The sequence below is a fragment of the Bacillus multifaciens genome (genome assembly GCF_030756675.1).
Taxonomy (GTDB): domain Bacteria; phylum Bacillota; class Bacilli; order Bacillales; family Bacillaceae_G; genus Bacillus_A; species Bacillus_A multifaciens.
Genome location: NZ_JAVBXD010000016.1, coordinates 24,897 through 46,466, shown reverse-complemented (window position 1 = coordinate 46,466; position 21,570 = coordinate 24,897). Strand labels below are relative to the sequence as shown.

24 protein-coding genes and 4 pseudogenes are annotated in these 21,570 nt (G+C 37.3%); 11 read left to right on the top strand and 17 right to left on the bottom strand.

The genetic code is table 11. The annotated features are described in order from the left end of the window. Positions 1-207 precede the first annotated feature (207 nt). The 3 genes from Q9306_RS12215 (at position 208) to Q9306_RS12205 (ending at position 2,711) form a co-directional block, all read left to right on the top strand. Positions 208-687 (top strand): GyrI-like domain-containing protein, encoded by a 480-nt coding sequence (locus tag Q9306_RS12215; protein ID WP_306198723.1) that lies wholly within the window; start codon positions 208-210, stop codon positions 685-687. 251 nt (positions 688-938) lie between these two features. After that, entirely contained in the window at positions 939-1,256 is a 318-nt protein-coding gene (locus tag Q9306_RS12210; protein ID WP_306198721.1) for a magnetosome magnetite crystal formation protein family, read from the top strand. 204 nt (positions 1,257-1,460) lie between these two features. Continuing rightward, entirely contained in the window at positions 1,461-2,711 is a 1,251-nt protein-coding gene (locus Q9306_RS12205; RefSeq protein ID WP_306198719.1) for an MFS transporter, read from the top strand. A gap of 78 nt (positions 2,712-2,789) precedes the next feature. Here the strand turns inward: Q9306_RS12205 and Q9306_RS12200 are convergent. Beyond that, positions 2,790-3,104: pseudogene (locus Q9306_RS12200) on the bottom strand (helix-turn-helix domain-containing protein); the annotation flags it as partial. 97 nt (positions 3,105-3,201) lie between these two features. Here Q9306_RS12200 and Q9306_RS12195 point away from each other — a divergent pair. Then, the gene (locus tag Q9306_RS12195; RefSeq protein WP_306198716.1) at positions 3,202-3,654 is read left to right on the top strand and encodes a 2-thiouracil desulfurase family protein; all 453 of its coding nucleotides are present in this window, start codon (positions 3,202-3,204) and stop codon (positions 3,652-3,654) included. Between the two features lie 181 nt (positions 3,655-3,835). Here Q9306_RS12195 and Q9306_RS12190 read toward each other — a convergent pair whose 3' ends face one another. The 5 genes from Q9306_RS12190 to Q9306_RS12170 form a co-directional block, all read right to left on the bottom strand. Then, the gene (locus Q9306_RS12190) at positions 3,836-3,988 is read right to left on the bottom strand and encodes an FbpB family small basic protein (protein ID WP_020063316.1); all 153 of its coding nucleotides are present in this window, start codon (positions 3,986-3,988) and stop codon (positions 3,836-3,838) included. A 266-nt stretch (positions 3,989-4,254) separates the two neighbouring features. After that, on the bottom strand, positions 4,255-5,508 hold the full coding sequence (locus Q9306_RS12185; protein ID WP_306198713.1) for an ATP-binding protein: 1,254 nt from the start codon (positions 5,506-5,508) through the stop codon (positions 4,255-4,257). Positions 5,509-5,948: 440 nt separating this feature from the next. Beyond that, the gene (locus tag Q9306_RS12180) at positions 5,949-6,302 is read right to left on the bottom strand and encodes a HesB/IscA family protein (protein ID WP_306198709.1); all 354 of its coding nucleotides are present in this window, start codon (positions 6,300-6,302) and stop codon (positions 5,949-5,951) included. Positions 6,303-6,343: 41 nt separating this feature from the next. Then, positions 6,344-7,210 carry a diaminopimelate epimerase gene (dapF, locus tag Q9306_RS12175; RefSeq protein ID WP_306198707.1) on the bottom strand — a complete coding sequence of 289 codons (867 nt, stop codon included), beginning with the start codon at positions 7,208-7,210 and terminating at the stop codon, positions 6,344-6,346. A 251-nt stretch (positions 7,211-7,461) separates the two neighbouring features. Beyond that, on the bottom strand, positions 7,462-7,701 hold the full coding sequence (locus Q9306_RS12170; protein WP_306198705.1) for a YuzB family protein: 240 nt from the start codon (positions 7,699-7,701) through the stop codon (positions 7,462-7,464). 618 nt (positions 7,702-8,319) lie between these two features. Here Q9306_RS12170 and Q9306_RS12165 point away from each other — a divergent pair. The 3 genes and pseudogenes from Q9306_RS12165 (at position 8,320) to Q9306_RS24635 (ending at position 11,187) form a co-directional block, all read left to right on the top strand. Beyond that, complete coding sequence (locus Q9306_RS12165; protein WP_306198703.1) at positions 8,320-9,390, top strand: NAD(P)/FAD-dependent oxidoreductase; 1,071 nt, start codon at positions 8,320-8,322, stop codon at positions 9,388-9,390. A gap of 498 nt (positions 9,391-9,888) precedes the next feature. After that, positions 9,889-10,422: pseudogene (locus Q9306_RS24640) on the top strand (protoglobin domain-containing protein); the annotation flags it as partial. 159 nt (positions 10,423-10,581) lie between these two features. After that, complete coding sequence (locus Q9306_RS24635; protein WP_371932380.1) at positions 10,582-11,187, top strand: methyl-accepting chemotaxis protein; 606 nt, start codon at positions 10,582-10,584, stop codon at positions 11,185-11,187. Between the two features lie 400 nt (positions 11,188-11,587). Here Q9306_RS24635 and Q9306_RS12155 read toward each other — a convergent pair whose 3' ends face one another. The 3 genes from Q9306_RS12155 to Q9306_RS12145 form a co-directional block, all read right to left on the bottom strand. Further along, on the bottom strand, positions 11,588-12,403 hold the full coding sequence (locus tag Q9306_RS12155) for a nucleotidyltransferase domain-containing protein (protein ID WP_306198697.1): 816 nt from the start codon (positions 12,401-12,403) through the stop codon (positions 11,588-11,590). Next, complete coding sequence (locus tag Q9306_RS12150) at positions 12,391-12,681, bottom strand: hypothetical protein (RefSeq protein ID WP_306198695.1); 291 nt, start codon at positions 12,679-12,681, stop codon at positions 12,391-12,393. Before Q9306_RS12150 ends, Q9306_RS12155 begins: the two co-directional genes overlap by 13 nt. An 81-nt stretch (positions 12,682-12,762) precedes the next feature. Continuing rightward, on the bottom strand, positions 12,763-13,071 hold the full coding sequence (locus Q9306_RS12145; RefSeq protein ID WP_306198693.1) for a YuzD family protein: 309 nt from the start codon (positions 13,069-13,071) through the stop codon (positions 12,763-12,765). 178 nt (positions 13,072-13,249) lie between these two features. Here Q9306_RS12145 and Q9306_RS12140 point away from each other — a divergent pair. Then, positions 13,250-13,468: pseudogene (locus Q9306_RS12140) on the top strand (NifU family protein); the annotation flags it as partial. 167 nt (positions 13,469-13,635) lie between these two features. On the opposite strand, the gene yutH reads toward Q9306_RS12140, so the two are convergent. Beyond that, positions 13,636-14,637, bottom strand: a complete 1,002-nt coding sequence (gene yutH / locus Q9306_RS12135; protein WP_306198690.1) for a spore coat putative kinase YutH — start codon at positions 14,635-14,637, stop codon at positions 13,636-13,638. Positions 14,638-14,753: 116 nt separating this feature from the next. Between yutH and Q9306_RS12130 the strand changes: the two genes are divergently transcribed. Further along, positions 14,754-15,245, top strand: coding sequence for a phosphatidylglycerophosphatase A family protein (locus tag Q9306_RS12130; RefSeq protein WP_306198688.1), 492 nt, complete (start codon positions 14,754-14,756; stop codon positions 15,243-15,245). 49 nt (positions 15,246-15,294) lie between these two features. Here the strand turns inward: Q9306_RS12130 and Q9306_RS12125 are convergent, their stop codons facing one another. Beyond that, the gene (locus Q9306_RS12125; protein ID WP_306198685.1) at positions 15,295-15,783 is read right to left on the bottom strand and encodes a GNAT family N-acetyltransferase; all 489 of its coding nucleotides are present in this window, start codon (positions 15,781-15,783) and stop codon (positions 15,295-15,297) included. Positions 15,784-15,954: 171 nt separating this feature from the next. On the opposite strand from Q9306_RS12125, the pseudogene Q9306_RS12120 reads away from it, so the two are divergent. Beyond that, positions 15,955-16,080: pseudogene (locus Q9306_RS12120) on the top strand (NAD(P)H-dependent oxidoreductase); the annotation flags it as partial. A gap of 59 nt (positions 16,081-16,139) precedes the next feature. On the opposite strand, the gene Q9306_RS12115 reads toward Q9306_RS12120, so the two are convergent. The 6 genes from Q9306_RS12115 to hepT form a co-directional block, all read right to left on the bottom strand. After that, a complete protein-coding gene (locus Q9306_RS12115) occupies positions 16,140-16,673 on the bottom strand; it encodes an iron ABC transporter substrate-binding protein (protein ID WP_306198683.1) in 534 nt (177 codons plus the stop codon). 147 nt (positions 16,674-16,820) lie between these two features. After that, on the bottom strand, positions 16,821-18,173 hold the full coding sequence (locus tag Q9306_RS12110) for an MFS transporter (protein ID WP_306198823.1): 1,353 nt from the start codon (positions 18,171-18,173) through the stop codon (positions 16,821-16,823). A gap of 62 nt (positions 18,174-18,235) precedes the next feature. Next, positions 18,236-18,298, bottom strand: a complete 63-nt coding sequence (locus tag Q9306_RS24630; RefSeq protein ID WP_154713460.1) for a tetracycline resistance efflux system leader peptide — start codon at positions 18,296-18,298, stop codon at positions 18,236-18,238. Positions 18,299-18,429: 131 nt separating this feature from the next. Next, a complete protein-coding gene (locus tag Q9306_RS12105; RefSeq protein WP_306198682.1) occupies positions 18,430-19,194 on the bottom strand; it encodes a TIGR01457 family HAD-type hydrolase in 765 nt (254 codons plus the stop codon). 92 nt (positions 19,195-19,286) lie between these two features. Then, positions 19,287-19,922: a helix-turn-helix transcriptional regulator gene (locus Q9306_RS12100; RefSeq protein ID WP_306198680.1), complete on the bottom strand. Its 636-nt coding sequence runs from the start codon at positions 19,920-19,922 to the stop codon at positions 19,287-19,289. A 72-nt stretch (positions 19,923-19,994) separates the two neighbouring features. Then, positions 19,995-20,435, bottom strand: a complete 441-nt coding sequence (hepT, locus tag Q9306_RS12095) for a type VII toxin-antitoxin system HepT family RNase toxin (protein ID WP_306198678.1) — start codon at positions 20,433-20,435, stop codon at positions 19,995-19,997. 148 nt (positions 20,436-20,583) lie between these two features. On the opposite strand from hepT, the gene glpX reads away from it, so the two are divergent. Beyond that, positions 20,584-21,555, top strand: a complete 972-nt coding sequence (glpX, locus tag Q9306_RS12090; protein WP_306198675.1) for a class II fructose-bisphosphatase — start codon at positions 20,584-20,586, stop codon at positions 21,553-21,555. The last annotated feature ends 15 nt before the right edge of the window (positions 21,556-21,570 follow it).

The window sequence follows — 21,570 nt, the reverse complement described above, 5'->3', positions numbered from 1 at the left end:
CTTTGAATCAGTCTCTTTTTTATGTGCCCAGCAATTTATCAGCGATTTTCACGATATATCGGCGGAAGTGAGGCATTTATCGGCGGTTCGACACAATATAAAGATCCTTCGACGATGTTCGACACACAATCCACTATCCTCTCCCTGTATAATTATGGTACAATAAGCAGGAACGTTTGTTCCTATTCAAAAAGAGAGGATGATACAATGATGCAACCTAAAATCGTAAAAAAAGAAGCTTTTCAAGCCATTGGTGTCTCTATTACTACAAACAATGAACTGGAAATGTCAAGCGACGGAAAAATCCCTCACCTATGGAATCAATACTTCCAAGAACAAATTAGCAACCTCATTCCAAATCGGACTACACAAACAGAAACGCTCGCACTATATTCCAACTATGAATCTGATGAAACAGGCTTCTATACGTATACAATTGGTGTCCCTGTTTCCACTGTTATTGATACACCAGAAACCATGACATCATTCACGATCCCCGCTGCTACATACGCCGTATTTACAACGCGCCGAGGACCGCTATCCGAAATCATTATAGAAGCATGGCAAGACATTTGGAACTGGTCAAAAGAAAATAAACGTGCGTTCACAACAGACTTCGAACTGTATGATGAACGAGCTTTCGATCCAAACGACGCTCAAGTTGATATTTACATTGCGCTATCTTAATACATTAAAAAGACACAGTAGATGCTGTGTCTTTTTTCATACTTATTCCTTGTCATACCGTTATATACGATTTTTAATCAACAGATGAATATAACACTGAATCTCCAAAAAAAGCCTTACATTACATATCGCCAAATCTTACAAAACTGTTATGTTTCTGTAAGATTCGGCGATAGCAAGTCCATTCGTTCTCCTACATAATAAACGTATAAACAACAAACAAAAGCAAACAAATTTATGAGGTGATACATATGAATGGAAATAAAATTTTATCTGCGCTTTCGTACTTCAGTGTTCTCTTTGCACCTATCTTGTTCCCAATTATTGTTTGGATCGTAGGCGATTATGAAACAAGAAGTCACGCTAAACGTGCCCTTTGGACACATATTATTCCAGGCATCGCTACCTTTATCGGACTTGCAGTATTAGGAATTATGGATGTTGGTTTTAATCAGCCTGATAAGGCACTTGCGATTGGTTCAGTAATTGTGGTATGCATTTGTGCTCTAATTAGCCTATACTACTTTATTTGGAATATGGTAAAAGGAATTAAAGTCCTTAAAGGATAATTTCTCTCAATAAGAACGGATCCCCTAGCTAAAAACACAACCACCAATATCTCCCCTAAGAGACGTTTGGTGGTTTTTCCTTTTTCAACATGAAAAATCCGCTGGGCAAATTGCACTTTTTTGAATACAATAAAAAAGTATCTGTATAGAAAGATTAGAAACTGTTAACAAAGATAAAAAGACATATGACAGAAAGGGATTCATATGGAAGAATTACAGAAAAGTAAACCTGCCCTAGCAGAAACGGAAATGCCTTTATTAAAAAATACAAACTTCCTATTTCTTTGGGCAGCCACTCTATTTTCAAGCTTTGCCTTAGCATTTTTTACGTTTTCCCAAACGTGGTACATAGCAAAAACATTAAATTTAGAAGCATCACTCGGCGTTGTCTTTGTCGCTCTTAGTGTTCCCCGCCTCATCTTCATGATTATCGGCGGAGCTGTTGCAGACAAATTCCCGAAAAAGAATATCATGTTTTATTCTAATATCGTTCGAGCACTTCTTGTCACGATCATTCTCATTTGGTTTATTGTTGGGCACGTCACACTATACACATTTGCTTTATTTGCACTATTCTTCGGCTTAGCCGATGCCTTTTTCTGGTCCGCTGATGGTTCTATCTTACCTGAGCTCGTAGCGAAGCATCGCCTTACACAAGCAAATTCACTTACACAAATGACGAATCAAGCATCAGTTATCTTCGGCCCTGTCCTTGGCGGGATACTGATTAAATTCAGTAATTATGAGACAATCTTTACAATAACCATTCTATTATTAATAGTCGCTGCCATACTCATTCAAAAGGTGCATTCAAACGTAGGACAAGAAGAAAAACAAGCAAATAAAGGTATGTTCACTTCTATTAAAGAAGGCATTCTTTATGTGAAAGAATCTTCTTTTTTATCAACCTTCCTTATTTGTAGTGCCTTTTTAAATTTGTTTTTAATCGGGCCAATGCAAGTTGGTTTTCCATTGTTCGTAAAAAATGTACTGCACGGTGACTCTTTACAATTTAGTTATTTAGAAGCAGCAGTTGGCGGCGGAATGGCCATCGGCGCTGTTATCGTTGGACTGCGAAATATTAATCGCCGCCGCGGATTATTTTGCATTATTATGATGCTGTTGTCAGGTGTTTTCTTCTTGTCTATTAATTTCAGTACAACACTTTGGCAAGCGCTTCTTTCCGGCTGCTTTTACGGCATTACGATCGCAATGGCAATTGTGCCGCTAATGGCTATGATTCAATCAACTGTAAAGGAAGAAATGATGGGCCGCGTTATGAGCTTACTTATGTTATCATCGATGGGCTTTATCCCTGTTTCTTATGCAGTTACTTCACTTGCCTTAGCAGCTGGAATACCGATTGTTACAGTTATGAAAAGCGGTGCCATTGCGGTCATTGTCTTTGTACTCTTTATCGCAATCCGCGTTCCAACTGTACGGAAATTTGATTGAAAGAAAGGAGTTATGCTTCAAACGCATGACTCTTTTCTTTTTCACTTTCAAATGGATTATACAAAACAATCCCGCTATTCCGCCGCGCTTATGCCTTTCTTTTGTGAACACACGCTTAATAATCCCAAGTTGTTCAAGCCTCGCCACAGAACGGCGCACAGTTCGTATACTTTTCTCTATTTTCACAGCGATCGTTTCCATTAACGGACATGCAACACCAACCGTTTTTTGTTTCTCATTCACCGCATATCTCCCTAACAAACAAATAACAAGAAAATCCGTTTTGTTAATTTGAGATTGATACTGCGTCAAAACTTTCTGCTGATATGTATTAAATTCTTCTTTATTTTGAAATTCACTATGCTGCTTCATTAATGAATACAATTTACTCATGTTCATCGCCCCCTTTTATAAATAAGAGAAAATATATAAAATTGGCGAGGAAATTTATTGTATGATGGAAATAAATTCTTCCAAATGAGGTGAAAAAATGATTGTAATCAGTGCATGTTTAGCTGGAATTGCTTGCCGTTATGATGGAAACGACAATCTCGTTGCAAAAGTTCAAGAACTACTCGAAAAGGAAGAAACAATTCTTATTTGCCCTGAAGTGTTAGGCGGATTACCGACACCTCGTATGCCTGCTGAAATTATCGGGGGCAATGGCGATGATGTACTAGATGGAAGGGCGAAGGTTATCGATCGCAGTGGAAATGATGTCACAGAAATCTTTATTGCGGGTGCCTACAAAGCATTAGAACAAATAAAAGATCTAAACCCTGAGTATATTATCCTAAAAGAACGCAGTCCATCATGCGGAAGTTCTGTCATTTACACAGGTGAATTTAATGGGCAAAAACAAGATGGTTACGGCGTTACGACCGCATTATTTAGACGACATGGTTTTATTGTTATTTCAGAAGAGGATTTTGTAACACAGTGAAAAAAACGCTAAAAAAAGAAGATAACCGACTACTACAAATAATTGGTTATCTTCTTTTCATTTTCGTTTTGTTTAAAACCTCATACGTACCAGGAAACCGCTTACATTAATGACCAAACGCCCTCATCCCACCTAACAAGAAAGAGATTTTTCTGTCAGTTTTCAACTTGTATATAGCTTATTACGAGGCTGACTTTTTCGCCCCATAACGCTGTTCAATACGTTGTTCAATTTTTTCCATCTCTTGTTTATCATTCAGTATTTTTTGTTTATTCTCCTGTACCAATTCTTTGAAAGATTTATTAAGTAATTTACAATGCTTTTTCACCTTCATCATTCCTCCTTATTTTCTATGAAATCAAGACTTAGAATGAAAAATAATCACATAAAACTTTTTTCTTTTTGTAAAAACTTGTCTTTATTTGTCGAAAAATTCTTCTTAATTAGATGATACTATAACTTTTGCATTTTCAAAAGAAAATTTTTTGAACATTTTGTGAAATCGACAGATCATAACATATAAGTTGCTGCTACACCGAACAGGAGATGACCGTTTCTATGTATACAAAAAGAGCGTCCAGCCTTAGACGCTCTTTTTCGTTAGCAAGGTATAATGATAGAAAAGCATGTTCCTTTTCCTTTTGAACTCTCTATTTCTATATCTCCATTTAACTCTCTAATAATGCTGTATGCAATCATAGTGCCGAGTCCAGTCCCTTTTTCTTTTGTTGAATAAAATGGCGTGGCAATTCGCTTTACTTCTTTTTGGGACATTCCAATTCCCGAATCAATAATATCAATTACAATATGACTTTTGATTTTTTGTGCATGAATTTGTAACACTCCACCATCTATCATAGCTTCAATTCCGTTTTGTAAAATGTTAGTGAAGCACTGTTTTAATTTTTCAGGATTCGCATTTATATACAAACACTCTGGAATATCTTTCTGTATTTCAACGTTGTATGAAAATGCTAGCGGAGAAATCGCATTTGTTACTTCCCGAAATATACACTTTATATTTAGTCGTTCTTTTATTGTATTTTGTGGTTTTGTTAGAGATAAATAATCATTGATAATCAATTGTACTTTTTCTAATTCCATTAACATAATTTTCAAGTATTCATCTTGAGATGTTTTTGACAGTTCGTTTTCACGGAATAATTGCGTGAATCCATATACAGTCGTTAACGGATTATGAACTTCATGTGCAATCGATGCGGCTAATTCACTAGCTGTATAAAACTTTTCAGCTCTTTGAATTTTTTCTTTCATTTTAAATTTCTCAATCATTCCCTCTACTAAATAAATAGACAATACTCCTGTGAAGGCGTTAACCAGTACATAATTAATCAAAAATCCAATAAAAACCGTTTCAATTTTACCATATATTTCAATTTGATTCATTAGCGCAGAGATAGAAAAAAAACTCGTACAAATCAAAAGCAATAGTGTGTGAAACAATATTTTTTTTCTCCTAAAATAAATAGGGAGAAAATAACGTAATATTGTCGTAACAGCTGTAGTTATAGTATATATAATAACTGATGAAAAAAAGCCGTTTCCGCCTAAGTAAAATCGATACCCCATATATACAATACTTATACAAATAATACTTCTTGTATTTCCATATAGAAGTACTAAAAGAATAGGAATAAACCGCAAATCATAAATATACCCATCATGTAAATGAATAGGGAATGTCATACAAAAAACAATTGCGATCGATGAAAAAAAAGAAATTAATATATTATTATGTGGTTTTTTTTCTGTCTTATCTAACCAAAATACTTGATAACTAAGGATACAAATAATAATAATAAATGCATTTAATAGTAGTGTAGAAATTCCCATGTTCTATGCCTCCCTAATTTTTTGTAAGGGGGATCATACACTCTTCCTTGAAAACGTTTTTAATTTCATATTACGTTTTTTTGATTTATTAGTTCATTATGTTTTTCGATTTTAGAAATAATAGCTAGGCATATGTGCTTTTTATTGTATATAGTAATTAAATGTAGAGACGTACAAGAAAGAGGAAATGGGAAAAAGCTATCTAATTATTTTCTGAAAATTCCGTTAATTTAAAAAGAAAAACCATCTTCTCTATTATAGAATATCATGAAAATGAGCAAATAACAACAAAAAATCTCAAATTTCTACCTTTTTCGCCATTTTCTCCTATTTCCTCACAAAATAAAAACCCCCTTAACGAGTGAACTTAGTCATTCATCGTCAAGAAGGTTAGTATGATTAATCTTTAAAGATACGCACTACATAAATGCTATCTAACATTAGCATTCTTCAGGCTTACCAGCATTCGTTGCTGTGCGGAAAGATGATCCGCAGCCACATGATGCGATCGCGTTTGGATTGTCGATTGTAAATCCGCCGCCAAGCATCGATTGCTTATAATCAATTTTTACTCCTTTTACAATTGGAGCACTTTCTTTATCAATAACAAATTCAACACCGAAAAATTCAAGAACTGTGTCGTCTTCATTTGGTTCTCTTTCAAATCCTAAGCCGTAAGAAAGACCACTACATCCACCGCCGTGTACAGCAAGGCGAACGTATCTTTCTCCTTCTTCAGCGTCTTTTAACATATCTTTAATTTGATATGCTGCTTGTTCTGTTACAGTAATCATAGAATCCACCATCCTTTCTTCTATCGTTCTATTATACATCTTTACTCTTCAATCTTATAATAATATACACCGCTGCAAGTGACTTCTGCTGGACCATTCATGAGAACTGTTCCTTCTTCTGTCCATGTAATCATTAAATCTCCGCCTGCTAAATGAACCGTGATTTCTTGTCCTCGCTTCATCTTTCCATTTAAGATTGCAGCTACAACTGCAGCACATGCTCCTGTTCCGCATGCTTGTGTAATGCCAGAACCACGTTCCCATACACGAAAATGCATTTCATGATCATCTAGTACTTCAATAAATTCGACATTTACACTTTCCGGAAACATCTCATGTGTTTCTAATACAGGTCCTAATGTTGTAAGCGGTGCTTCTTCAATATTCTCTACAAAAATAACAGCATGCGGATTTCCCATTGAGACAGCCGTAAATGTATAACGGTGGTTATCATAAAGGAAATCTTCACAAATAAATGGCGTTTCTCCTTCACCTAACATTGGTAAATCAACGCGTTTTAACCTAGGTGCCCCCATATCTATTGTAGCTGAAGTTACAATTCCATCGAAAGCTTTTACTTCTGCTGTAACGATTCCTGCTAACGTTTCAATTGTGAACACAGTCTCTTCTACTAGTTTATGCTCATATGCGTACTTTGCAACGCAGCGCAGCCCATTACCGCAGCTTTTTCCTTCTGAACCGTCTTTATTAAAAATACGCATTTTCACAGGAGCAACGTCAGAAGGACAAATTAAAATCATCCCGTCGGAACCAATTCCAGTATTCACATCTGATACTTTTTCCGCAACTTGTGCAAGATGCTCTTCTGCAATTTGTTCTTCAAACATATTTACATAAATGTAGTTATTCCCAAGTCCGTGCATTTTTGTGAAAGAAAATTGTGCCATGTGATTTCACTCCAAAATTTTTGATTGTTATAAGTATAAAATGAGCGCTTTTTGAAAACAATAAGAATGTCCCCCGTTTCTCATATTCAACGACAATTTTGGCGTAACAATGTCGTGCTTACACATATGGTGTAAGAAAAAAGCCCTCAGACAAAGGGCTTTCTTTTTTTGTATCTCCTAATTTGTTAACCTGCTCTTTCGAAATAATTTTATACGTTCAACTGAAAAAGACGCTGCCTCATTGCAACGCCCTAAAACATCGGATTTTCATCTAAATAATCATATATATTTTTCACAAGTTCATCCGGTGTTTCCCCTTTTACAACTTCACCGTTCACAAGCGCATATGGCCCTTCAAAACAAACACCGCAATATCCAAGACATCCATACTCAATCACATCTAAATTTGGATCTTTCTCTAATTGTTCACGTGCCTTTTGTGCACCATTTGCAAGGTTGCCAACACAAAACTCAATTAATGGTTTAATCAACCTTAATCCCTCCTGTATCTATTTCAAAGCTTGTCTTATAACAGTAAGCCTAAGATGTTTATCTAAATCCAGCGAAAAGCCCCAACATTCTACTAATTCTGAACGTTCCGCTGCTATGCAATGCAAAATACAGCATGACCTCCACTCGCTCCCCTGTTTTAAACATGGCATGTAGTAGAATATGGATCTGACCGCTTCTATACACGGCCAGATGCTCTCGTCCACCTATAGAAAAAGAAGGCTTTATATAAATCCAATTTGACTTTCTAACACACAAGTCGCCGCCATGCTGAACAAAAAGTAACCTGCTACTTTCTTTCTCTCTTTGTTTTAACATTATCTGTGGCAGAAAAAGGCCCTGACCGCTTCTACGCATGGCCAGACGCTCTCGCCCACCTAAAAAGAAAAGGGTTTATGTCGTTTTTCTACTTAGTATTTATATAGAATGGTCCATAACATCGCTTTCACTTTCTTACTATTGTACAACAGAGTATGCATTCACGCATTGTTATTTGCTTCTAAATTCGATATAATTTGAATGAGTAAAGTCAAAATATTTTTGTAATATAAAAATTTCTATGATTAGGGGATATTTCAACAGAAAAGGGGTAATCCATCATGAAGCACCTCGTAATACTTGGTGGCGGCTACGGTGGAATGAGAGTTTTACAACGTCTTCTTCCGAGCAACCAACTTCCAGATGATGTTCAAGTAACATTAATCGACAAAGTACCGTATCACTGTTTTAAAACAGAATACTACGCATTAGTAGCAGGAACGATTTCTGAAACGCATATTCGCATTCCATTTCCAGAGCATCCACGACTAAATATTCAATATGGCACAATAACCAATGTTGATCTAGAAAACAAAGCTGTTCATCTTGAGGGCAGCGAAGTTGTCAATTATGATGACTTAATTATCGGACTTGGTTGTGAAGATAACTACCACAACGTTCCAGGAGCGAAGGAAAATACATATAGCCTTCAATCCATTGAGCAAGTTCGTCAAACATATCAACAACTAAATGGTTTAGAACCACACGCAACAGTTGCTGTTGTAGGAGCTGGACTAAGCGGCGTTGAAGTAGCAAGTGAGCTTCGCGAAAGTCGTCCAGACTTAAACATTTATTTATTTGACCGAAAAGATCGCATTCTTTTCCCATTCCCAGAGAAATTAAGTAGATACGTAGAAGAGTGGTTTTTGAAACATAATGTTACAATTGTTCGCAACTCGAACATTACAAAAGTAGAACCAAACATTGTGTATAACCACGATGAACCACTTGAATGTGACGCAATTGTATGGACAGCTGGCATTCAAGCGAGTGAAGTCGTTCGTAATCTCCCTGTCGAGCATGATAATAGCGGGCGGGTTGTATTAACAAAATATCATAATATTCCAGATTACGAGAATGTATATGTGCTAGGTGACTGCGCTGCATTGCCACATGCACCATCTGCACAGCTTGCAGAAGGTCAAGGTGAACAAATTGTCCAAATATTATTAAAACGTTGGAACAATGAAGCATTACCAGAAGAGCTACCTGTTATTAAACTAAAAGGTGTTCTCGGCTCTCTTGGTAAAAAACATGGCTTTGGTTTACTGGCAAATCAGCCATTAATGGGCCGTGTACCTCGCCTTTTAAAATCGGGCATTCTTTGGATGTATAAACATCATAATGGTTAACGAAGACAAGGGCCCTATGTGGCTCTTGTTTTTTCTATAATGAATAAGAATCATTATTCCTATCCTTCACGTTCCTCGAAGAAATGCGCTCCTTACCTAAAAACATTGAAATTACATTCCTCCTATCATCAATGCATACTTAATGAAACAGCAATTCTATTCAACAATATACAGAAAAATATTATTGAATTAGTATATATAACTATATAGAATAAAAAAGATAACTCATCTAAATTAAGGAACTTATATAAATCCATTTTAATTTTTCCACATATAAATCGTAGCTATGCAGAATACAATATGACTTGTACTCGCTTGCTCCCTGTGTTTTAAAACCTCGCATGTGGCAGGAAAAGGCCTTGACCACTTCTAGGCATAGCCAGATGCTCTTGTCCTCCCTAAAAAGAAAGAGTTTTTTTAACTTGGATATATATAGATAACTTAAAACTACTCACCTATAGATCTTTACAAAAAAAATTACCTTAGGAGGTACATCTTATGACTATATTTTGGCGCTCTGAAAAAGAAACAAGGTCATGGCTTAAACAAGCTGAACGATTGCACATAGAAATCAATGTGAATAATCCTGATATTTTATCAAAAGTCCAAATGATCCGTTTAAACAAATCCGATTTACAAATGATAAAATGTATTCAGCCCCTTATCGAACAAAATATAGAAAGGCTTGTCGATGATTTTTACAATAGTATTCTAGAAATAAATGAATTGAAAGAGATTACTCAAAAACATAGCAGTGTAGACAAATTGAGAAACACATTAAAGGTCCATTTAGTTGAACTGTTTAATGGAAAAATCGATAATCACTTCCTAGAAAAGCGGCTTAGAGTCGCAAAAGTCCACTATCACATTGGTCTAAAGCCAGCCTGGTATATGGGGGCCTTTCAAAACTTACAAAATTCACTCATCAATATAATCTCAAATACAATAAGTGCAAAAGAAGAAGTAACAACTTTTATAACAGCCATCACTAAAATATTAAGTTTGGAGCAACAAATTGTTTTAGAAGCATATGAAGATGAAAATCTAAAACAAAGAAATGGACAATATGAAAATGCCAAAACTGAAATAAAAGGGAAAATTTTAAAAACAAGCTTAGAATTAGTTTCTCTTGCTGAAGAGACAAACATATCTGTAGAAAGATTAATTGAAAATAGCAATACAGTAAATCAAATGGTGATTAGGAGTAATGAAGACTCTACAATGGCTCAAGCGTTTACAAAAGAGGGGCAACAGAAAATTAATGACCTAGTACAAAATATACAAGGCATTTCCACAAATATTGAAAATATGAATCATTCTGTGACAAAGTTATCTGAAGCTTCCTCTCAAATTACCACCGTTGTAAAAATCGTACAAAACATTGCAGATCAGACCAATTTATTAGCTTTGAACTCAGCTATTGAAGCAGCAAGAGCCGGGGAACACGGTAAAGGATTTTCGATAGTGTCAGAGGAAGTTAGAAAGCTTGCAGAAGAAACAAAGAATTCAGTTGGAAAAATTCAAAATTTAATCCATTCCTCCAATGAGTATACGCAGCATGTAATAGAGACGCTGAAACAAGTCAATAAAACAGTCCTTATAGGAAATGAAACGTCTTCTCAAGCCCACGAATCATTTACAAAAATTTCCGAATCCATTTGCGAGAATGTTCAAAAAATTAACCTTGCTAAAAATCAAATGGATGATTTAGTAGTAGCTATTAAGGAAATAGGTACGGCTACTTCTGGTGTGACAGAAGCAGCAGAACATCTAAACGAAACCGCTAACTTAGCATAAAGTGCATCTTCCATCAGTAGAAAGAGAATCCCCTCTACTGATGGAATCACCTAATCAATTGAGCTTTTTCTAGATTCTTAAAGAAAAGATACCCCCCACCCGCTCATATAAAATTAAAATATAACTACTCACCTATACCTTTTAGAAAAGTGTATGATTCTAGTTAAGATGTGCCTCTCTATTACTTATAAATTCATTTTTTGGCATATAGACTGCTGTCATGCAAACCGGGCAGGAGCCTGCACTTATTGTCTACTTTTGTTTTCAAACCTTGCACGTAGCAGGAAAAGGCACTGACCGCTCCTATGCATCGCCAGTCCCTCTCACCCATTTAAAAAAATGCTTTTCTGTCGGTTTTTCATAAAGTAACTGAGTAGTTACTTTAAAATTATCATTCTTTTCACGGCATATAACTTTTTACTTCATTCCATTTCCCCCTACATTGTTTGACGCTAAACAACAAATACTGCTTCGTCATCTGAGCGCGTCTCCATCTTGATAAAGACGATTTTAATCCTTCTTTTTGACGAATCCAGTACACCTCTTGCAGAAGTGGTTCCCATTCTTTACAACTGTTCATCATATATTGCAGCCCTTCATCTTTCGAAACAATCCGTTCCATCTCTAGCGTGCACATAATACGTCCCATTGTCACAACAGCAAACTCTACCCATTCTGTGGATAAAAATAAATATGGACGCTTTACTTTCTCACTCCAATATTGTTCTACATTGTATTTCATTGTGCTGACAACATCATCCCACGTCACTACATATGGAAGCTCGTCTGCTGTTTGACCCAAAACCGTAATACCGCAATTTTTTATCGTCCACCACGTCACAGAATTAATGTCCCAATGTCCTTCATTTATTTTTCCCTCTGAACAATACAAGTATGGTGACATCTCATGATTTTGCTTTCCTACATGGGCAAGCGGAACATACATCCCGTCCATCCGTTTACCGAGGTCATGTGTACAGAGCCTCTTATGTAATTCACAGATTTTCACCTTCTCTGCTTCACTGACCGCTTCTTTCGTAACCGTTACGAAGTCAATATCACTCGATTCTGGATGAAACGCAGCTAATGCCAATGAACCATATACATACACTCCAACTAACTTTTCATTCGAAATTACTTCCTGTAGTTCATTCACGTATTGATCTAAGAAGAACTTCACTTCTTCTGGTATAAAATGCTTTGTTACGATATCCATAAGTATACTCCTAACGCTACTGCCACATTCGGAATTGCCGCAAATGCATTCGTTTTCGCAGATTGAAAGCGAGATTCTTTTCGCGTTGGCTTTGCCGAAGCAAATGTCCCTCTTGCTCCTAAAATGAAGCCATCTATACAAAGAAATGCTGCACTAGCTAAGAAAAAGATGTTCAGCCAACTTGCTAACGAGTAAACCGCTGCTGCATCCCCTTTCATATAAGCAATACTACTGACTAGAAAAAGCCCGATAATCCCTATTACAAACCCTTTTTTCATCCTATTCATCCTCCTAAGCACAGAAAAAGCCCCTGCGATTCATAGTCTACGTTGCAAGAGCTTTGTGAGTGATAAGTTATGTTATAAATATTTATCAATTTCTTCGTATACATCCTTTAAGCGCGGATTACCTTCTCCAACAATCTCATGATTCACGAGAACAACAGGATAAAATAAGTCTTCTTCAATAACACGCTCAGCAAAAGCGCGTTTTTCTTCCTCTGCTTGCTCCGCATGAATATCCACATATTCAAAATGGAATTTATTTTCTTGTCCTTCATATTTTCGTCCAATCGCTGCTTGCAGCCATTCATACGTTTCCGTTGAAGATGGCATTCCAACGCAGCTTGCACATACAACCTTCGCCCCGTAAACACTAACTTTTATCATATTCTCTCCCCCATTTGCACATTCATTTCTTTCTACATCTTATTGTCACATATAAGAAAGAATCTTCCATAAACTAATTTGACAACATAAGAAAGATATTAAAAATAGATTTTCCCCTGTATCTTGATTATAATAAAACTGATGAAAGGAGTCGATAAAAATGGAAAACGAAAACTTACACGAACAAGTAGTAGAAGTATTAGATAAATTACGTCCATTCTTACTTCGCGATGGCGGTGACGTAGAATTAGTAGATATCGAAGACGGTATCGTTAAATTACGCCTTCTAGGTGCTTGCGGCAGCTGCCCAAGTTCTACAATCACATTAAAAGCAGGTATCGAGCGTGCTCTTTTAGAAGAAGTACCTGGAGTAATTGAAGTAGAACAAGTATTTTAATCTAAAAGCGGAAGCGGCTCGCTCAGAATGTGAGGGGGATGGAGCTTCTGACATAGAGGCGCTTTTTGCCTCGGCGGAAGACGCGAAGCCACCGACTGTTCTAGCCGCTGAAGCTAGATAAACTAGAAGAAGAGACCCACTACGGTCTCTTTTTTCTAAACTACATATTACGTTAGCCAATCAAGCTTACGAATTCCTAACTTATCAATAGGTAGACCGATGAGGTCATAAAACTGCTGAAGAAATTGTTCCGACTGATCTACGCGCTGCAAAATGGTTTCTAATTTATCTTGATATACATATTTTTGCGCTTCACTTCCCGCTAAATAATATCCTTCAACTGTTTCAAAATAATGAAGCGGAAAGAGAAGACGGGCAAACAATAACCGCCAGCCAAACGAAGATAATGGATAGTTCCGTTCGTAGTCGCTTAAGAACTGGACAATCGTTTCTTCCCAGTTCTCTTTTTTTTCAAAAGAAGTATAACGTACCCATTCGGCTAAGTCGCGACTTGGATGGTCATACACCCAATCAACCGGCAGCTTTAATCGCTTTGTCTCCTGCCAAAGCAAGGGTGTAAATCGTTCCTGACAAATGGTTGCAGCATCAGCAACTTGAGGAGTATCATCAATTTCTGTATCTACTACATATTGAATTGCATTTTCGGCAAGACCTAAGTGGTACGGAAATGACTCAATAAATAATTGTTCAAACATATCAGTAGGGTGACTCACCATTTTGGATTGCCAAAAACGTTCGAGCTGATCTAATCGTTTTTCCCAAAGCGCCTTCCATTCACCAATTCGGCTAAGATGTTCAATTTCTTCTGAAAAGAATGCACCGCGTTTATGAAATAACGATAGCTCACTTCCTAATGAAATAACATTACGCTCTAACGTACGTATTCCTTTTAACAAACAATAATTTGCTTTTTCTAGCTCACTAACGTAATAACCTTGTACGTTGGGCACAAACGTCGCAACGGTAATATCACCTTGCTGATTCATATAATCACTTAATTTCTTCATTTCAACAAGCTCTTCTTCTTGCAAATGACCCGTAGCAAGAAGCACATAAATTTTATTACGAACCCAAAAGCTTTTATAAGGACCAAGAGGTGTAAATTCTTTGACGTGTATATGATAGTTCTCATAAATATGTTGAATCATCGTACTCGCCACCTACATTTTTTCTATATATATATGAGCCGGTAATTAACTTTCATGCCTATGCACATCATACACCTATACGTATACAATATTAAAAAGAAAAAAAGGTGATAAACATGACACAACGAAATGAACTACAAGAAAGAGCATTACAATTACTACAAGAACGCGGTGTAAAAATTGACGATATTGCAGAACTCGTTTATTTTCTTCAAAAAAATTACCATCCAAATTTAGCAATGGAAGAATGTCGTTATAACGTAGAACGCGTCTTATCCAAACGTGAAGTACAAAATGCCCTCATTACAGGAATTGAATTAGATGTTCTTGCTGAAAAAGGTTTGCTAAGTGCACCTCTTCAAGACATCATCCACCGCGATGAAGGATTATACGGAGTAGACGAAGTTGTCGCCTTATCTATCGTCAACGTATACGGCTCAATCGGCTTCACAAACTTTGGCTATATCGATAAATTGAAACCAGGTATTTTAAAATATTTAAACGATAAATCTACAGGTAAAGTTCATACATTCCTTGACGATATCGTTGGAGCGATTGCTGCTGCTGCCTCAAGTCGTTTGGCGCATAGAGCTGCACATGCTGAATAATACACCAACAAGAAAACCAGCTTCTTTAGAAATAAAGAGCTGGTTTCTCTTATTTTTTTTCGCATTTCAACACATCATACTCCATAAGCACAAATTCCCTACCTCTGCTCATAAAAGACACTCTCTTTTGAAAACCTGCTTTCATATATAGAGCAATAGCCCGCTCATTAAAAGCCGCAACACTTAACCGAATTGTCTCTGGCTTAAACTCTTCCTTCGCAAACTGCAATCCCGCTTGTAAAAAAGATATCCCCAATCCTTTTCCGGTTAACGCCGGTTTCATCCCAAGTCCGATATCTATGGCGCGCTCACCTGTGTATAACTTCGCATCTCTTCCGCCTGGCACCTGTGCGTTATCCCCAAAACAAAAATAACCGATGAATGTATCCTGCTCATCACAAATGCCGTAATATGTACCATCGAGCAATTCTTTTAACGTTTCAGCTTCCCCAGTAAAACTATACAGGTCATACGGGGCCTCATATTGCCATGTATTGATTTCTTCCGCTTCTTCTAATGTAAGGTTATGAATGTTCATTTGTATGCTCTCCTCGCTTTCCTTATACCTATTCGCCTACACGAAAAGAATTCCTGTTACACAAAGCATCTTCTTTGCTATCTCCTAGTAAGTAACTGCGGTAGTTACAAAAGATGTTTTTGATTGATTTGGAACATACTACTCACATATCCACATATAGGAGGAACTATAATGAAACATTTAATCGTTTATGCACACCCGAATCCACAAAGTTTTAACCATGCGATTTTAGAAGCACTACAAGGACGACTACAAGAAAAAGGACACGAGGTGCGCGTTCTATACGAGCGTTTCTTCTGTGGATATTGAGATGAGAAAACAATACCTTGAAAAATCCACCTTGTGAGGTGGATTTTTTAGTTTCCAATCATCTTAGGAATATATCTTTGCAGGACTTCTTCTAACTCTTTTATATCTTCATTTCGAATCAATAAATTCACATTGTTATTCCACTTTTCTATACCACGATCCAAAAAGATATTCTCTTGCGGAAATTGTCCCGGTACGAATGTTTTATAACCTTTTACTTCTTGATAAGGATAATAATTTATTCCATCCACAACTCCTGCTTCATAAACCTCGATGTCCCTTAACAATTGAACCGTTAAAAGGCTCGTAAAGCAAATTGCTACAGCATAAACCCCCACCTTTAATAAAAACTTTTCAAAACTATCAATCTCACCATTCGAATATTTAACACACGTTAAAACAAGTTGTCCAATAAAATAAATAGGACAAAATAGCATAGAGAAACATTGTTTTGCCCGGCGATACATTGCAATCCGTTTTCCAATTTTCTTTTTCATGCTATTTATCTTATATATTTTCCATAGTAGCACTGCGAAAGCACTTGTCATGAAAATAAGGATAACCATTAATACTGGTTTCATTTCTAAACCTCCTTCTCTTCCATACTTCTATCTTAACTAATTATTTTCGTATCAAAAATGTAATTTTGCATATTTCTCTTATAGTCATCCATACAAACCCTTAAAAATAAAAGAAGCCAAACACCTTGTTCGGCTTCTAAACATCAATTACAATTCATTTCTTCTCCGACTATAAGCTACTGTATAGATAGTTATCCCAGTTAATACGGCAACAATAAAAACGAGTAGTAAATTACTATACAAGTACGCTTTCGTATTTTGTATAGTGGAAAGTAACGGATATTCTAGTATATGTTTTGTTAATAACCCACCAACAATAGCCATCCCTAGTCCTTCTGCTAAGAAGCAGGCGAAGCTGAGAAACCCCATACCCGCCCCGACTTCCTTTGGCCCCAAAGCAGCCGCAACACTCGTGGAAATTACTGTTTTAACGAAAGAGAGTCCGCCAAACATTACGATTAGCATAGCCGAAACTAGCCATGGTGTTTGATCTGCAAATAATGAAATGATAAAAAAGCTTGCAAGAATGAAAGACGAGCCCAGCCATAGAACAAATGTCGTTCCTCGTTTATCAACTAAGCTGCCACCAATAAGACCAAATAGCACGACACTCATCGTTCCCGGGAATATAACCCATCCAATCATACTTGCAGACAGTTGGTGTACATCCCTCATCATATAAGGAATCATTGTTATACAACCTGCCACAGTACCTAGAAGAATACCGCCAGTTAGAACGCCCCATATAAACTTTCGGTTCGTCAATAATCTTGGTTCTATAAAGGGCTGTTCCACTTTGTGTATATGCAAAGTGAAACCTGCAAATAACGCAAAACTAATCGCCAAATACAACCAATTATATTGCGTTATATTTATAGTGAATATAACAATTCCACAGGACAGTAACGCTATCCCCCAAGTATCTATCTTCTTCCCCTTTACGGATTCATTCGGAAGTTCTTTTAGAAAAAAAGGGATCGTGAAAAGTGTCAGCATCGGAATCAGGAAAAGAACGGGCCACTGTACATAATGAACAATCGTTCCGCCAAGAGCTGGGCCTATAACTTCCCCCATCGCTACCAACGAGCCGATTATGCCAAATGCTTTCCCGCGATCTTCTGATTTCACGTAGCGTGCAACGATTACCATAATAAGCGCCGGCACTGCTGATGCCCCAACACCTTGAATAAACCGTGCAGCAATTACAACAAAGAAATGAGAATGTGCCAACACGCCTAAAAGTGATCCGCCGCTATAAGCTAGCAGACCAAAGAGAAGTAATTTCTTCACACCATACTGATCACTGATTGTTCCGTACGTGATTGACCCAATCGCAAATGAAATCATAAAACTTGTATTTACCCAGTTAGCCAAAGACGGCGCTATACCAAGGTCCTTCGCGATATCAGGTAAAACTACATTAAATACCATTTCATTCAATACACTGAAGAATGCAAGAAAGCCAAGCCATAGAAAAGCTTTCTTCACATCAGTAAACATATAATTCGGTAAATCTTTTTCCACCAGGATGATACCCCCATTTTAAAGGGGAGCCACGCAGTTTATAGGGTAAATGATACGTTTTCCCCTCGAATTTGTACCCTCATCATGTTTGTGCACTTCATAAATACGCCTCCTTACTACATTTTCCATATTATACTATTCACCTGTTCTGCAAGAAAGAAATAAAATCTCACACAATTCGACCGCATTTATCATAAAAAATAGGCAATCATTTACGATTGCCTATCTCTTCTTACATCTTCTCAATCCACTCCGTCAAACTGTGGACAACATGCGTTGGCTGCACGTCATATTCTGTTAACTTCTCCACAGATGTGACCCCTGTGTGGACAAGTAGTGTATCCATGCCCGCATTCATGCCTGCTAAAATGTCGGTGTCGTAGTTATCCCCAACCATTAATGTCTCTTCTTTCGTTGTTCCGAGTACTTTTAATGCTTGTTCCATAATAATGGATTCTGGTTTACCGATGAAAATTGGATTTACTGTTGTGGATACTGTTACAACGGATGTTAAGGAACCGTTTCCTGGTAATAAGCCGCGTTCTGTCGGAATGGCAATATCACCGTTTGTGGAAATAAATGTTGCCCCGTTTCGAACGGCTAAGCATGCTTTTGCTAATTTTTCATATGTAACTTCTCGATCTAGCCCAACAACAACAAAATCAGGATTACTATCCACAAGTGTGAAGCCTTTTTCCACAAGTGCATCACGTAAACCTTCTTCTCCAATCATATATACAGAAGCATTTTGTTTTCTTTCATATATAAAATTTGCCGTGGCCATGCTTGTCGTAAATACTTGCTCTGGTGTAGCTGGAATATCAAACTGAAGCAGCTTGTCTGCAACTTGCTCCGGTTTACGCGTCGAGTTGTTCGTCACAAATAAATAAGGTAAGTTCCGCTCTTGTAGCGCCTTTATAAAATCACTCGCCTCTTCAATGCGTTCTTCGCCTCGGTACATTGTTCCGTCTAAATCAATTAAATAGCCTTTATACACAGGTGTCACTCCTTTTTGATACTTACTCTCTTCTTATCGTATCCTTTTTTCAAAAAGAAAAAAACGCTTTTTCCAAAAGCGTCTCGTAATGTTCATTTTTTTTCTTTTATTTGATACGAACAGAAGCAGTCTCCATCGCACATACTTGATAATACTTTCACATCAGCATTTGGCAATAGCTTATTATACATGCTTTTTTCATCATGACAAATTTGCGGAAACTTTGCAGCTACCTCTATTAACGGGCAATTTTGCTTTTGTAGGATGAAAGAACTTTCAGTTTCTTGTTCTACATGCACCATATATCCGTTTTTTTCTTGCATTATCGCAATTTCTTGTAAGCGCTCTAATGTTGTTTCCTTTCGATTCACACGTTTTGCTAATTGTTGTTCCATACGATTCGTTCTTGCCCGCAAAATCTTCTCAACGAGCCTCGCATCGCCAATATGCTGTAAGTCTTCTAACATCTCAACTGCAAATTGCTTATATTGCTTCGGAAACAAGTCTTCTCCTTTTGTGCTTAAGCAATACACATACATCGGTCTCCCGACATGTTGCCGAACCAAGTTCATTTCAATAAGCCCATCTTTTTCGAGATTATTTAAATGACGGCGCACAGCCATCTCTGTAATTTGCAATACTTCTGCTAATGCCGCAACAGTTTGTTCTCCTCTTACTTTTAAAAGTTGAAGAATTTCCTCTTTTGTGGAACGCATCGCTTCCCCCATTTCTCAACCTTCTTTCCTTTCCTAAAGTTCTAATGGACCGTGTACATCAAGGCCCATTAGAACCAACATAATCTAATCTCCTGCAAACGCAGATACCGGTCCAAGTTCTTGTTCCAAATAACGACGAATATTAGCAGGATATTGTTTCACCATATCAATATGCTTTTGCACTGTATTATACACGTCTGCGTGATTCATATTTACATACTCTTGTACAATCATTTTACGAAGACGAACAACTTCTTTTAAACGTTCTCCTTCTTCATTTGTAACAACTTTTTCATCCACTAAAATATCAATAATATCTTCATAGCTGCCTGGATCGCGCATAATAAATCCATCAATCATGGCATTTCCTACATCTAAAATACAATCGATCATGAGATGCGCCATACGCTCTAACGCATATTCATCAAGCGCTCCCTTATATTCTTGCTTTGTTTGAAATGCTGCAACAACTTTCTCTAAACACTGTAACATTTGTTCAATTTTTTTCCGATCTACAAAGTACATATATGTCACCTACCTGGTAATTAAAGCATTTTCATCACCAATTGTACCCTTTTATTCAAAAAAAATCGACAATTTTTCGAATTCACCTTTTTCTCGTTCTTTGTTATAGTTATATTTGTATGATTTTCGAAATTGGAGGAATGTCACAATGGAACGTGAACTCGCATTAGAAATTGTCCGTGTAACAGAAGCAGCAGCCCTTGCATCAGCACAATGGATGGGCCGTGGAAAGAAAAATGAGGCAGATGACGCTGCAACAACTGCAATGCGTACAATGTTTGACTCTGTTAACATGGCAGGTACTGTTGTGATTGGCGAAGGGGAACTTGATGAAGCACCAATGCTTTACATTGGAGAAAAGCTTGGAACAGGAAACGGTCCAGAAGTAGACATCGCCGTTGACCCATTAGAAGGAACAAATATTGTAGCAAAAGGTCTTGCAAACGCGATGGCTGTTATCGCTGTCGCTGATAAAGGAAACCTTCTACACGCTCCAGATATGTACATGGAAAAAATCGCGGTTGGTCCAAATGCAGCTGGTAAAATTAGCTTAGATGATCCAATCGAAAAAACAATTGAAATTGTAGCAGAAGCAAACAATAAAAAAATTCGCGACTTAACAATTATTATCCAAGAGCGTGAACGTCATCAAGAAATTATTGACCGTGTTCGCGCAAAAGGTGCACGCGTAAAATTATTCGGTGACGGTGATGTTGGAGCCTCTATCGCAACAGCTCTTCCAGGCACGGGAATCGACTTATTTATCGGTACTGGTGGTGCCCCAGAAGGCGTTATCTCTGCTGCTGCACTGAAATGCCTTGGCGGAGAGATGCAAGCGCGTCTCGTTCCAATGAACGAAGAAGAAGAAGCACGCTGCCTTGCAATGGGCTTAGAAAATCCGCGTCAACTGCTTATGCTAGATGATTTAGTATCCGGCGATGATGCAATCTTCTCAGCAACAGGTGTATCTGCTGGCGAGTTATTAGACGGTGTGAAATTCCTTGGCGGCGATTTAGCCGAAACATATTCAATCGTTATGCGCTATAAAACAAGAACAGTGCGCTTTATTAAAACGCACCACCATTTAGATCATAAACCACACTTAAATTTAGATATTTAAAAAGGAGTCATATTC

Excerpts from the sequence above, each read along its gene's own strand:
- Q9306_RS12215 (WP_306198723.1), top strand. The coding sequence starts at position 208 with ATGATGCAACCTAAAATCGTAAAAAAAGAAGCTTTTCAAGCCATTGGT.
- Q9306_RS12210 (WP_306198721.1), top strand. The coding sequence starts at position 939 with ATGAATGGAAATAAAATTTTATCTGCGCTTTCGTACTTCAGTGTTCTC.
- Q9306_RS12205 (WP_306198719.1), top strand. The coding sequence starts at position 1,461 with ATGGAAGAATTACAGAAAAGTAAACCTGCCCTAGCAGAAACGGAAATG.
- Q9306_RS12195 (WP_306198716.1), top strand. The coding sequence starts at position 3,202 with ATGATTGTAATCAGTGCATGTTTAGCTGGAATTGCTTGCCGTTATGAT.
- Q9306_RS12190 (WP_020063316.1), bottom strand. The coding sequence starts at position 3,988 with ATGAAGGTGAAAAAGCATTGTAAATTACTTAATAAATCTTTCAAAGAA.
- Q9306_RS12185 (WP_306198713.1), bottom strand. The coding sequence starts at position 5,508 with ATGGGAATTTCTACACTACTATTAAATGCATTTATTATTATTATTTGT.
- Q9306_RS12180 (WP_306198709.1), bottom strand. The coding sequence starts at position 6,302 with ATGATTACTGTAACAGAACAAGCAGCATATCAAATTAAAGATATGTTA.
- dapF (WP_306198707.1), bottom strand. The coding sequence starts at position 7,210 with ATGGCACAATTTTCTTTCACAAAAATGCACGGACTTGGGAATAACTAC.
- Q9306_RS12165 (WP_306198703.1), top strand. The coding sequence starts at position 8,320 with ATGAAGCACCTCGTAATACTTGGTGGCGGCTACGGTGGAATGAGAGTT.
- Q9306_RS24635 (WP_371932380.1), top strand. The coding sequence starts at position 10,582 with ATGGTGATTAGGAGTAATGAAGACTCTACAATGGCTCAAGCGTTTACA.
- Q9306_RS12155 (WP_306198697.1), bottom strand. The coding sequence starts at position 12,403 with ATGGATATCGTAACAAAGCATTTTATACCAGAAGAAGTGAAGTTCTTC.
- Q9306_RS12150 (WP_306198695.1), bottom strand. The coding sequence starts at position 12,681 with ATGAAAAAAGGGTTTGTAATAGGGATTATCGGGCTTTTTCTAGTCAGT.
- Q9306_RS12145 (WP_306198693.1), bottom strand. The coding sequence starts at position 13,071 with ATGATAAAAGTTAGTGTTTACGGGGCGAAGGTTGTATGTGCAAGCTGC.
- yutH (WP_306198690.1), bottom strand. The coding sequence starts at position 14,637 with ATGATTCAACATATTTATGAGAACTATCATATACACGTCAAAGAATTT.
- Q9306_RS12130 (WP_306198688.1), top strand. The coding sequence starts at position 14,754 with ATGACACAACGAAATGAACTACAAGAAAGAGCATTACAATTACTACAA.
- Q9306_RS12125 (WP_306198685.1), bottom strand. The coding sequence starts at position 15,783 with ATGAACATTCATAACCTTACATTAGAAGAAGCGGAAGAAATCAATACA.
- Q9306_RS12115 (WP_306198683.1), bottom strand. The coding sequence starts at position 16,673 with ATGAAACCAGTATTAATGGTTATCCTTATTTTCATGACAAGTGCTTTC.
- Q9306_RS12110 (WP_306198823.1), bottom strand. The coding sequence starts at position 18,173 with ATGTTTACTGATGTGAAGAAAGCTTTTCTATGGCTTGGCTTTCTTGCA.
- Q9306_RS12100 (WP_306198680.1), bottom strand. The coding sequence starts at position 19,922 with ATGGGGGAAGCGATGCGTTCCACAAAAGAGGAAATTCTTCAACTTTTA.
- hepT (WP_306198678.1), bottom strand. The coding sequence starts at position 20,435 with ATGTACTTTGTAGATCGGAAAAAAATTGAACAAATGTTACAGTGTTTA.
- glpX (WP_306198675.1), top strand. The coding sequence starts at position 20,584 with ATGGAACGTGAACTCGCATTAGAAATTGTCCGTGTAACAGAAGCAGCA.